Genomic DNA, 13508 nt, shown 5'->3' with positions numbered 1-13508 from the left:
AAATTATAAATGTGATCGGGGTGCCGTATGTCTATTTTTAAGAAACAAGAAATGTATTGGGCAAATCGCTTTGAAGATGATGATTATCTGGTTCATTTGCCTTATTGTAAAACGACTTCAACGCACATAGACGATACACAGCATCAGAAGTATATATATAAGCCTTTGTCAACCCACGTGTCACATCAAATCAAGTCCATCTCGAAAAACGCTCCAATGGCGATTTATACGATATTACTAACTGGAGTTACGTGTCTGTTATATAAATACACCAATGAATCCAAAATGATTGTTGGCATGCCAACGCTGGAAGAAAAGAATAATGAACTTTCACTGTCCAATAAATATTTAATATTAAAAAATAATATCGATCGTACGATGTCATTTAAATACGTATTTAATCAAGTGAAGGTAAGTTTAAGTGAAGCCATCCAGCATCAACGATTACCCTTCAGAAAGATGGTCGAACATTTAAACGTTCAATATGATTCGAACCAGTTACCTATGATCCATTCGATGGTTTCTTTGAAAGAAATTCATCCAAACTTGGATGAGAATAACGTAAAAGCAGCGACAATGTTTCATTTTGATCTGGAGAACGATGGTGTTCAATTGAAACTCGCTTATGATGAAGAGCGTTATGATCGAGATTATATAGTCCAAGTTATAGAACATCTGGACCAATTGTTTTCTGTCATGTTGAGCCAGCCTGATTTGGAATTAAGTGAAGTGGAGATGCTTTCAGAGTTTCATAGAAACCAATTGTTAGTTGATTTTAACGATTCGGCCGCGGAGTATCCAAAGAACAAGATGATACACCAATTAGTTGAAGAGCAGGTAGAACGAACACCGGAGCATGCAGCTGTGGTATTTGAGAACAAACAGCTCACGTACAGCGAGCTAAATCAACGAGCAAACCAATTGGCCCGGACACTTCAATCCAAGGGTGTGCAGGCGGGTCAGTTGGTTGGGATTATGGCAGAACGCTCACTTGAGATGATCGTAGGTTTACTCGGGATTTTAAAAGCCGGAGGAGCCTATGTTCCTATTGACCCGGAATATCCGGAGGAGCGTGTTCATTTTGTACTAGATGATTCCAAAGTGAACCTCTTGCTACTGCAAAGTCATATACAGAAGCCGGCACATTTTGCGGGGACATGCATCATTCTTGATGATAAACAGAGCTACCACACCAATGCTTTGAACGTGGAGACTGAAACGAGTTCAACTAACTTGGCATATGTGATCTATACATCAGGCACAACAGGAAAACCGAAGGGCGTTATGATTGAACATAACAGCATTGCAAATTCTCTTCAGTGGAAATCGGAATTCTATAAATTCACTACAAAAGATCGGGTATTAATGCTGAATCCATTCGTTTTTGATTCATTTATTACCCATTTCTTTGGTCCGATTATATCTGGATCCACGGTGTATTTGTTAGATCAGCAACAATGTAAAGATGCTGTAGCAATCAATGCATTAATTAAAAGTCAGGAAATCACGCACATCCAAAGCCCACCCAGTTTTTTGATGACTCTATTGGATCAAGTAAACGCAGAAGACTGGGCTTCCATGAAAAATGTGGTTGCTGCGGGAGAGAAGATTGTTCCTGCCTTGATACACAGATTGCAGCACATCAAACCGCACATTGAAGTTTGCAATGAATATGGTCCAACCGAAAATAGTGTCGTATCAACGGTTCTTTCTATCACCTCCGTTGATCAAGATATTTCTATTGGCAAGCCTATTGCCAATAATAAAGTCTATATTTTAGGGGAACAAAATGCATTACAGCCTATTGGAGTACAGGGAGAATTATGTGTAGCGGGAGCAGGGCTCTCCAGAGGTTACTTGAACCGTCCAGATCTGACGGCGGAGAAATTCGTAGATGATCCATTTGTTATGGGAGCGAAAATGTACAGAACGGGTGACTTCGCAAGATGGTTGCCCGATGGGAACATTGAATATATAGGAAGGGTGGACCATCAAGAGAAAATTCGTGGATACCGGATTGAACTTGGCGAAGTGGAGACTGCCCTTTTAAACATAACCCACATACAAGAGGCCATCGTCATGGCCAAAGAAGATGAAACAGGAACAAAGCAATTATGTGCATACCTGGTCGGGAAGGAAGCAATAACGCTAGGAAAACTTCGGGAAGAGCTGTCCCAGCAGCTGCCAAACTATATGATCCCGTCCTATTTTATACAACTGGATCAGATGCCACTCACCTCAAATGGGAAAATCGACCGTCAAGCGCTGCTAGTTCCAAAAGAAAATATGTTGAAGGGAACGGATTACGAAGCACCACGAACGATTGCTGAACAACAACTCGCATCCATCTGGGAAGACGTACTTGGTGTTGAGAAGGTTGGGGTTATGGATAATTTCTTTGAGCTCGGAGGGGATTCGATTAAATCCATTCAAGTTTCTTCGAGATTATATCAAGCGGGCTATCAGGTTCAGATGGATCATTTGTTTAAATATCCAACCATAGCAAGTTTAATTCCCTATGTCCAACCGATTAGTGCGATGTCCGAGCAGGGAAGCATTACTGGTAAAGTGATGCTGACTCCAATTCAGCATTGGTTTTTTGAGCAATATAAAGTAGATGCCCATCACTATAATCAATCGGTTATGTTATATCGGAAGGAAGGTTTTCACGATGCAACACTTCGTCGTGCATTAAATAAGCTTAGTAAGCATCATGATGCCCTTCGTATGGTGTACCGCCAAACGGAACAGGGATATGAAGGATGGAATGAAGGGGAGGAAAAAGAACCTTTATACACGCTTGAAGTAATGGACTTTAAGACATTAGCAGAACCATCTCAACAGATAGAGAATAAAGCCAATGAAATTCAGAGCGGGTTCAAATTGGATAGTGATCCCTTGATGAGGTTAGGCTTGTTCCAATGTGCAGATGGAGATCATCTATTAATCGTTATTCATCATTTGGTCATCGACGGAGTTTCATGGCGAATTTTGATCGAAGACCTCTCTAGAGCATATGAACAATTAAGTCAAGAAGAACCAATTCAGCTTCCGCAAAAAACAGGTTCATTCCAATTATGGGCAGAAAAAATCCATTTGTATGCGGACAGTGAAGCGATAAAACAAGAGCTTGAATATTGGAATGAAATAGAACAGGCAGTATATAAGCCGTTGCCTAAAGATGACAGACAGGATTATGCACTGGAAAAAGACAGTGAAGAAATAACTGTGGAATGGACAGCAGCAGAAACGGAGCAGTTATTGAAACAGGCGAATCGTGCCTATAAAACGGAAATTAACGATTTGCTGCTTAATGCATTAGGCATGTCTATTCATCAATGGACAGGCGTGGATAAAGTTCTGATCAATCTGGAAGGGCATGGAAGAGAGCAGATTATACCAGATCTAGATATTACACGTACGATCGGATGGTTTACGAGTCAATATCCTGTTGTACTGAATATGGAAGCCAGTTCAAAAATGTCTCGTCTCATCAAGACAACCAAAGAAAGTCTTCGAAAGATCCCCAAAAAAGGCATTGGTTATGGTGCTCTAAGGTATCTAAGTGGAAATCAGAAAGAGGCTCCATTCACCTTGAATCCTGAGATCAGTTTTAACTATTTGGGACAATTTGATCAGGATCTTCGGAATAGTGCGATGCAGATATCACCTTACTCGGGCGGAGCGACAGCAAGCGAGAACCACAGAAGAAATCATCTTATTGATATTAACGCCTTAATTGTGGAAGGGAAATTGTCGGTGTCACTTCGGTATAGCCGCACACAATTTCGAAAAGAAACGATGGAGCAATTGACGAAATATTTCAGAGATTCTCTGCAAGAAATAATAATGCATTGCGTGACAAAAGGGGAACCTGAGCTCACACCAAGTGATGTTTCGTTAAAAGGAATCACGATTGAAGAATTGGAAGGATTTATCCATCAATCTGAACACATCGGAGAAATCGAAGATATATATGCTTTGTCGCCCATGCAAAATGGCATGTTTTTTCATCATCTTCTCCATTCAAATTCTGAGGCTTATTTTCTTCAAACGACACTTGATCTTCATGGGGCATTAGACGTAGAAGCATTCTCGAAGAGTGTGGATCATATGATGCAGCGGAATTCCATATTCAGAACGAACTTCCACAGCAAATGGAAGAATGAACCACTGCAAGTCGTATACCGTCATAAAAAGAATGGACTTATATACGAAGATTTGCGTGAAATGAATGAAGACGATCGTGAAGCATACGTGGCATCCTATACAAGAGAAGATAAAATAAAAGGTTTCGACTTGTCTCAAGATGTATTAATGCGTATCTCGATCTTGCATACCCATGATGAAACATATCGTTTTATTTGGAATTATCATCATATTTTGATGGATGGATGGTGTCTATCTCTTGTAATACAGGAGTTGTTTGACGGATATTTTGCTATACAAGAACAACGAAAACTTGAGGACAGGGTACCGATCCCATACAAACAATATATAGAATGGCTGGAAAAACAAGATCATGAGCAATCTTTGAAATACTGGAGTGACTATTTACAAGACTATGATGAGCAAACTACGTTGCCGAAAGACAATACAATAACGAATCGTGATGAATATCGTTCAGAGAATATTATTTTTACACTAGGTACAGAATTAACCGGGCAATTGGCACAAGTGGCCAGTCAGAACCAGGTTACGCTGAATACGTTAATGCAAACAGCATGGGGAATGTTACTTCAGAAATATAATGACAGTGAAGATGTTGTATTCGGAAGTGTGGTATCCGGCAGACCTGCCGCAATCGTCGGTGTTGAGAGCATCATTGGCTTATTCATCAATACAATTCCCGTACGTATTCAGGCCCAAGGAAACGAGACCTTCATAGAGATGATGAAGCGTAATCAGGAACAAGCTGTCGCTTCGCATCATTACGAAACGTATCCATTATATGAGATTCAAACGGTAACTCAGCAGAAACAAAATTTGATAGATCATATCTTGGTGTTTGAAAATTATCCCGTACAAGGCATTACGGAGCAGTTTGGGGATCAGAAGAAGACGGCTCTTCAGATTACCAATGTAGAAGCGGATGAACAAACGAATTATGATTTTAACCTGATTATCAAACCAGGAGAAGAAATGAAATGGATGTTCTATTACAATGCTAACGTCTATGATCGGGCAGGTGTAGAACGCATTCGAGGTCATTTGATTCAAATAATGGAGCAAGTGATCAACAATCCACATATCCGTATCGATGAACTGGAAGTCATTACAACCCAGGAGAAATCACAAATATTAGAAATTTTTAATGATTCCTTGGCTGACTATCCATTGGACAAGACGATTCATGGGCTGTTTGAAGATCAGGCGTTACGAAGACCTGAACAAGTGGCGGTTGTATTTGAGGATCAACAGTTGACCTATAAAGAACTGAACGAAAAAGCGAATCAATTGGCAAGAACGCTGAAAGTCAAAGGAATTCAGACGGATCAGCTCATTGGAATCATCGCTGAACGATCACTCGACATGGTCATTGGAATTCTCGCGATTTTGAAGGCTGGTGGAGCATATGTGCCTATTGACCCCGAATATCCAGAGGATCGTATTCGCTATATGCTTGAGGATTCCGGAGTAGATGTATTATTGCTGCAGAGTCATTTACAAGAACGCATATCTTTTGCAGGAGAGGTTGTCTGCCTGGATCGACCTGAGTTTTATCATGAAGATCATTCAAACTTGGGAACGATTGGTACAGCAACGGGCTTGGCATACGTTATTTATACTTCGGGAACGACAGGTAAACCGAAAGGTACGTGTATTGAACATAAAAATGTTGTTCGTTTATTGTTCAATAGTAAAAATTTGTTTGACTTTAATGCATCAGACACATGGACGTTATTTCATTCCTTTTGTTTTGATTTCTCGGTATGGGAAATGTATGGAGCGGTGCTCTATGGCGGTAAATTAGTCATCGTACCACAAATGACGGCCAAAAGTCCGGAACAATTTTTACAATTGTTAAAAGATGAACAAGTGACGATATTGAATCAAACGCCAACATACTTCTATCATCTTCTTCAAGAGGAACGGAAAGATCATGGAGAAGAATTAAAGTTGAGAACAGTGATTTTTGGAGGAGAGGCCCTCAATCCAGCGTTATTAAAGGACTGGAGGACTAAATATCCATTCATCCAGTTGATTAATATGTATGGGATAACCGAAACGACGGTTCATGTAACCTATAAAGAAATAACCGAAATTGAAATATTTGAAGGAAAGAGTAATATTGGAAAACCAATCCCTACGTTGCAAACGTATATTTTGGATAAACAACAACGGATTCAACCGATTGGCGTTCGGGGAGAGTTATATGTAGCAGGTGAGGGGCTTGCCAGAGGTTATCTGAACCGACCTGATTTAACAGCAGAGAAATTCGTAGATAATCCTTTTGTTACAGAAGGGAAAATGTACAGAACAGGAGATGCCGCGCGATGGCTGCCGGATGGAAATATTGAATATCTGGGACGGATCGATCATCAAGTGAAAATTCGCGGTTACAGAATTGAGCTTGGTGAAATCGAAACAGTGCTATTGAGAATAGACTCCATTCAAGAAGCGGTCGTTATTGCTCGTGAAAATGATGATGGATCAAAGCAATTGTGTGCGTATTGGAAAGGTGATAGCTCGTTAACAGCAAAGAAAATCAGAATGGCATTATCCCAGGAAATCCCTGATTATATGATTCCGTCCTATTTTGTTCAATTAGAACATGTACCGTTAACATCTAATGGGAAAATTGACCGAAAAGCCTTGCCATCTCCAGAGAAAAGCATGCAAATAGGAACAGAATATATGGCGCCGCAAAACGCTATAGAACAAACGATAGTCTCTGCATGGGAAGCTGTGCTTGGCATTCAAAAGATCAGCATATCCGATAATTTCTTTGAACTCGGGGGCGACTCCATTAAATGTATTCAAGTTTCCTCTCGTCTGCTTCAAGCTGGATATAAAGTGGATATGAAGCATTTCTTCACCTATCCGACCGTTGCGGAGTTAAGTGTACACGTTACATCAGTAAGCACGGCTTCTGACCAAGGGGAAGTTACGGGACAAGTCATACTGACGCCAATTCAGCGCTGGTTCTTTGATCAGAATATGGTGGACGCACATCATTACAACCAGGAAATGATGTTCTATCGAGAAAAAGGCTTTGATGTACAGTTCATTCACAACGTGATGAATAAGATTCTGAAGCAACATGATGCTCTTCGCATCGTATATCGTCAGGTGGCTGAAGGCGGATATGAAGCGTGGAATCGAGGGGGAGAGGAAGGAGAATTATTCAGTCTTGAAATCGTTGACCTTAAGAGAGAAGTAAATCCTGCACCAATCATCGAAAATAAAGCGAAAGAAATTCAGAGCAGTATAGATCTGTGTCAGGGGCCGTTAATCAAACTGGGCTTGTTCCAATGTGCTGAAGGAGATCATTTACTTATTGCCATTCATCATTTGTTGGTAGACGGGGTTTCATGGCGTATTTTATATGAAGATATTCAGGCAGGACATGACCAATTCTTAAGAGGTCAAGAAATCCAGATTCCACGGAAAACGACTTCGTTTAAACAATGGGCAGAACAATTGTCTATGTTTGCAGACAGCGCCTCGATGGAGCAAGAGAATAACTATTGGCGTCGTGTGGAGAAAGGGGAAATAAGTCCGCTGCCTAAAGATTTTGATTGTGATGAGACAATCGGAAAAGAAAGTGAAACGATAACCATTCAGTGGACAGCTGCGGAAACCGAGCAATTATTAAAGCAGACACATCGTACGTATAATACGGAAATTAATGATATATTGCTAACGGCATTGGGAATGGCTATTCATGATTGGACAGGCATGGAAGAAATCGCAGTAAATCTGGAAGGGCACGGTAGAGAAGCTATCATTCCGGACTTGGATATCACACGCACAGTGGGATGGTTTACGAGTATGTACCCAGTCATTCTTAAGATGGAAGCTGGGATTGATGTATCAAGGAGGATTAAGACCGTCAAGGAAGGACTGCGTCAGATCCCAAATAAGGGCATTGGTTACGGGATTTTAAGGTATTTGTCACACGGAGATGAAGGATTCATTTGGGAGAAAAATCCCGAGATCAGTTTCAATTATATGGGACAGGTGAATCAAGATTCGGACAAGGATGGAATTAAATTCTCATCTTATTCTAGCGGACCATCCGTAAGTGAGAACAACAAGAGACCGTTTGTACTTAATATCAATGGTATTGTTATTGAGGGAAGGTTATCACTGACCATTAACTATAGTCGAAGACAATATCGACGGGAAACGATGGAGCAACTGGCTTGTTTCTATAAGGATACTCTTAATAAAGTAATTGAACATTGTGTAATGAAGGAACAAGTCGAACTTACACCAAGTGATATTTCCTGCAAGTCATTAACCATGGATCAACTGGATCAAATCGTGGAACAAACTCGGCATATCGGTCAAATCGAAAATGTATATCCACTAACACCATTACAGAAAGAAATGCTGTACGAAAGTGAACGAAATCCAATATCGGGAGCCTACTTTGTGCAAATCATGTTTGATATGCGTGGGGATTTCGATGTTGCCTCTTTTGCACAGAGCCTGGATCAATTAATGCAAAGGCATGCAATATTGAGAACTAATTTTTATAGTCATTTCACGGATATTCCTTTACAAATTGTTTATCAAGAGAAGAGATTTGAATTTAACTATGAAGATGTAATCGATATAAATGAGGTGCAACGTAAAGCATATGTTGAAGATTATATAGAGCAGGATCAGGCAAGAGGCTTTGATTTACAACAAGATTCTCTAATTCGTATGTCTGTTTTACGAACCAAGCATGAGGAATACCGCGTCATATGGAGCTTCCACCATATTTTGATGGATGGCTGGTGCATGTCTCTTGTAAGTAAAGAGATTTTTGAGAATTACTTTGCGATACGGGAGAACAGAAAACCTGAAATGACTCTATTAACGCCGTATAGTCACTTTATTGAGTGGTTGGAACAGCAAGATAATGAAGGAGCAATAACCTATTGGAGTCATTACTTGGAAGGTTATGAAGGGCAAACGAAATTGCCCGGAGAAAGAATCAAAGCGAAGCATGCGAGACAAGATTCCAGAACACTAAACTGTTATTTAGATGATGGTTTAATCCAGCAAATGAAACAGGCTGCGGAGCAGCATCAGGTTACCATGAGTACGTTAGTGCAGACCGCCTGGGGTGTATTGCTGCAGCAATATAATGAAAGCAACGATATTGTATTTGGCAGTGTTGTATCGGGCAGACCGCCTGTCATTCCTGGCGTCGAAAGCATGATTGGATTATTTATTAATGCAATCCCTGTTCGTATCCACTCTAAGGGTGAAGAATCGTTTATATCCCTAATGAAAAGAAACCAAGCACAAGCTGTTGATTCACATGCGTATGATACGTATTCGTTATATGATATTCAAAATCTAACCGAGCAAAAGCAACCTCTGATTAACCATGTGCTTGTCTATCAGAATTTTCCTGAGAAAGATCGGATGGAGAATTTGGGTGAAAAAGGCGAAAGACCGCTTGAAATTATGAATGTCCAGGGTAAAGAGCACAATAGTTTTGATTTTACGTTGATCATAAAACCTCATGAGAACATGAAGATCATATTGATGTACAATGCTAATGTGTATGGCTTATCCACTATGCAACAGATTCAACAAGATTTTATTTCCATGATGAAACAAGTGGTCACGAACCCGGAAGTTAAAATAAACGAACTTGGATGGATTACGATGGGGCGTATGTAGACCACCTAAAAGTAAATGAATGATTCAATAGTCCTGAATGATTATTGAATCATTCTCTCTTATGTAATTCAGCGCTCACGATTTTGGGGTGGAAAATCACCTTAAAAGGCCTGAGCGTTTGTATCCTTCTTTCAACATTTGCACCTAGTTGTCCGATATATAATAAGTACGCCCAAATGACTGGAAAACGAAAGGAGTGCAGAATATGGATATTGCAGCATTATCAATGGCCATGAGTCAAGTCTCAGTGGCGCAGTCGGCGAGTTTGCAAGTTATGTCCATGTCGAAAGACATGGCAGAGCAGCAAGGTCAGCAACTAACAGAAATGTTAAAGTCGGTTCCGGCTCCTCATCCCAATCTGGGTGGCAGTCTGGATATTTCGGTTTAAAATGATCATCTGAGTAACCGTTCTTCGTTAAACTTGCAGCAAGCAAAGCCCAAACAGCTCCAATTCAATGAATTGAAGCCGTTTGGGTTATTTATTTTGTCTCAGTTCTTCGTCAAAATTGGTGATCTGCCTTCAAACGGCAGCGTATCCTTAAGGGTCCATAACTCATCATAACTGGAGATCTGAAGATCGGCTTTGGACAAGTCCTGATTGCCTGATCCCGGATTGTGATATCCGATACAGTGCATGCCTGCACTCTTGGCAGCCTGGACGCCATTACGCGAGTCCTCGATCACAAGACAATTCGATGGGGATACCCCAATCATTTCAGCTGTGGTCAGAAAAATATCTGGTGCTGGCTTTCCGTGAGCGACTTCTTCACCTGTCATTCGTACCTCAAAGTATTTTCCAAGTCCGGTCTTGTCCATGATCAGATCAATCAGTGCACGTGGAGATGAAGAAGCAACGGCTATCGGAATGTGCTGCTCATGCAGCCAGCTTAACCAGCGTTCCACGAAAGGCATGGCCGTCAGCTTCGGATGGGCCAGCATCGTCTGCATCACATTATGTTGATGGTAGGCGAGGGCTTCTTCTACGGTAGCCGTCAACTGGTGCTTGTCCAATACTTGCCGCCACATTGATTCCAGTGTAACTCCAACATAGGTGTGATGTTCTGCCTCTGTCATCATTGCGCCAAAATGGGCAAAGGAGTTGCGCTCAATCTCGAAATAAATCGGTTCGCTGTCAATCAGTACGCCATCCATGTCAAAAATGACCGCTTGAATGATGCCATCATTCGCCTCTGCCAATCCGCCAAACTCCTTATTTGCTACCATGTTGTATTCCTCCTCCAGGATTCTAAGCAATTATCTCTAATTTATCTCAATCATGGCGAACATTCCACTTTAGTAACTGGAATCGCTCGACTGCAGCACCACTTTGATGGCATGGGAAGAGGCTTGAAGTGTGCGTCCCTGAATATCGCAGCCGAGTGTGCGGAACGCCTCTTCGTAATCCTCCAACGGGAAGGAATGGGTGATGATTTTTTTCGCCGGAATGATCTGCTGCTCAATCATGTAATGTGCTGTTGCGAATGTGCCTAGGGAGTCGATGGAGCCAATGATTTTCAGGCTGCGGTCTACAACTTCCTTGGGATTGAAGGACGTGTTTCCATCTCTCAGACCGACCAGCATGAGATAACCGCCGCTGGCGAGCTGCGAAAGCACCTGTGTGCCTACGACGCCTGTCGTATCCACAATCATATCAACCTGATTGGTTGTAGGTGCCAGCGATTCTATTGCATTTTCAAAGGATGAATGAACCTCCCAGCGTTCCGGTGCAATCGACCCTGCAATAGCCAGGCGTTCTTCGGAGATGTCGACGAGACAGCCAGTTACGCCTTTGGAAGCGAGAGCGTAGCTGTATAGAATGCCAATCGGCCCCGCACCGAGAATAATCGTTCTGAAATTCGGCAGCAGATGGATCTGATTAATGCCCGTAAGCATGCAGCTCAGCGGTTCAGTCAGGGTCGCTTCCTCAAAGCTCACATGGTCCTTCAATTTGTACAAAAAGCGATCCTCAGTTACATAATAATCTGTAAATGTACCGTCAGCACTCACACCTGTCTCCGTAACCGACTTATGTGTGCAATGGTTTTGTCTGCCTGTTCTGCACATATCACATTGTCCGCAATAATAGGTAGGGTCAATGACAACCCGGTCGCCCGGCTGCAGTGTCGTTACAGCAGAGCCCACCGCAATGACTTCCCCGGCAGACTCATGACCAAGAATGACGGAAGGAACCGCATGATATTTACCGCTGACAATACCGAGGTCGGTACCGCATACTCCAGTCGCCCGAATTCGAACCAATACCTGATTGTCTCTTGTGATTTCAGGAACAGGTCGTTCCTCAAGCGCTACATCCCATGCCGATTTGTATACCAATGCTAACATGTTAAAACCTCCTTATAATAATATGAATTACGTACTAATGAACGCTGGCAAGCACCGAGTCCAGTCGCTCTACAATTTCAACCAATTCGTCTTCGGTAGTGGTAAGTGATGGTCTGACCTTAACGACGTTCCCGAAGCCGTAACGTGATCCTCTTAAAATCAGGCGTTCATCCGTGAAGGCACGGTCGATAATGGCGTTGGTTTTATCCGTATCCGGTTCGTTATTGTCACCGACCATTTCCAGGCCCCACATCAGCCCGACCCCGCGAGCTTCACCAATGCTTGGGTACTTCATCGCCAAATCCTGCAGCAATCCGCCCAAAATTTCACCTTTGCGTTTTACGTCATCCAGAAATCCGGGTTCGGATACAACCTCCAGGGTAGACTTGGCAGCGGTAACGGAGATCAGATTGCTTCCTGAGGTGAAGGAATGTTCATGCTTTTCAAGCACATTCAATCGGGACTGCATCAATACCGCAGCAACAGGTACACCGATTCCGCCAAGACCTTTGGCGAGGGTAATCATATCAGGCTGAATATCGAACAGTTCACTGGCGAACATGTACCCGGTACGTCCGATCCCGGTCTGCACTTCGTCAGCAATAAGAATGATGTTGTACTCATCACACAGTTTACGCAGGCGTTTGAAGTATCCCGCAGGAGGGATAATATTGCCGCCATTGCCGAGGATCGGTTCAATGATCATGCAGGCGACTGAGCCGGAGCTCGCATATTCTATGGCATCGGAGATAGCTTCAACACATTGATATCCGCAGTCTCCGCTTGAAGATTTGAATGGGCAGCGATAGCAGTATGGTGCAGGTACATGAACAGAGTTGGGAACAGCCGAATTTGGAAACCGTTTCCGCCGGAAGGCATTTCCCGAAATCCCGGTTGCAAATTGGGTCTGCCCATGATGGGACAGATACAGGCTGATAATGTCTGTGGATTGCGTGTATTTTTGTGCAATTTTGGTGGCACATTCATTGGCTGTTGAGCCCGTAATATCCCGCATCCATCCGGCATTAATGTCGTTTGGAGCATATTCAATCAGATGATCTAGCACTTCATCCACATACGGTTCTGTGAAGGAGGAAGACATATGCGTCAGATTGCCGACTTGTTCCTGAATTTTGCTCACGACATGCGGGTGATTGTAGCCCAGTGAAAGATTGAATGTACCGGATACACCATCCAGATACTCAACGCCTGCATCGTCAATCAACTTAATCCCTTGTCCGGTTCTGAAACGGTTTTTGGTTAAAGTTTGCATACGATTCCCTCCATAAATGTAATGTTCTAGCCTGACGAAGATC

At 42.3% G+C, this 13508-nt stretch carries 5 protein-coding genes; 2 read left to right on the top strand and 3 right to left on the bottom strand.

Annotated elements, in window-relative coordinates; all coding sequences use genetic code 11:
- Window positions 1-27: 27 nt before the first annotated feature.
- Window positions 28-9849 carry a non-ribosomal peptide synthetase gene (locus tag Q0V21_RS02365; RefSeq protein ID WP_301877400.1) on the top strand — a complete coding sequence of 3274 codons (9822 nt, stop codon included), beginning with the start codon at window positions 28-30 and terminating at the stop codon, window positions 9847-9849.
- A 205-nt stretch (window positions 9850-10054) separates the two neighbouring features.
- Window positions 10055-10237 carry a YjfB family protein gene (locus Q0V21_RS02360; protein ID WP_024630505.1) on the top strand — a complete coding sequence of 61 codons (183 nt, stop codon included), beginning with the start codon at window positions 10055-10057 and terminating at the stop codon, window positions 10235-10237.
- 101 nt (window positions 10238-10338) lie between these two features.
- On the opposite strand, the gene Q0V21_RS02355 is transcribed toward Q0V21_RS02360, so the two are convergent.
- The 3 genes from Q0V21_RS02355 to Q0V21_RS02345 form a co-directional block, all read right to left on the bottom strand.
- Complete coding sequence (locus tag Q0V21_RS02355) at window positions 10339-11073, bottom strand: HAD family hydrolase (RefSeq protein ID WP_301877398.1); 735 nt, start codon at window positions 11071-11073, stop codon at window positions 10339-10341.
- 69 nt (window positions 11074-11142) lie between these two features.
- On the bottom strand, window positions 11143-12192 hold the full coding sequence (locus Q0V21_RS02350; protein WP_301877397.1) for a zinc-dependent alcohol dehydrogenase: 1050 nt from the start codon (window positions 12190-12192) through the stop codon (window positions 11143-11145).
- 34 nt (window positions 12193-12226) lie between these two features.
- On the bottom strand, window positions 12227-13465 hold the full coding sequence (locus Q0V21_RS02345) for an aspartate aminotransferase family protein (protein ID WP_079349288.1): 1239 nt from the start codon (window positions 13463-13465) through the stop codon (window positions 12227-12229).
- Window positions 13466-13508: the final 43 nt, after the last annotated feature.

The organism is Paenibacillus sp. 11B (assembly GCF_030487755.1).
GTDB lineage: Bacteria > Bacillota > Bacilli > Paenibacillales > Paenibacillaceae > Paenibacillus > Paenibacillus vandeheii.
Note: the sequence above shows the minus strand (reverse complement) of the source record. Positions and strands in the feature narration are given on the sequence as shown.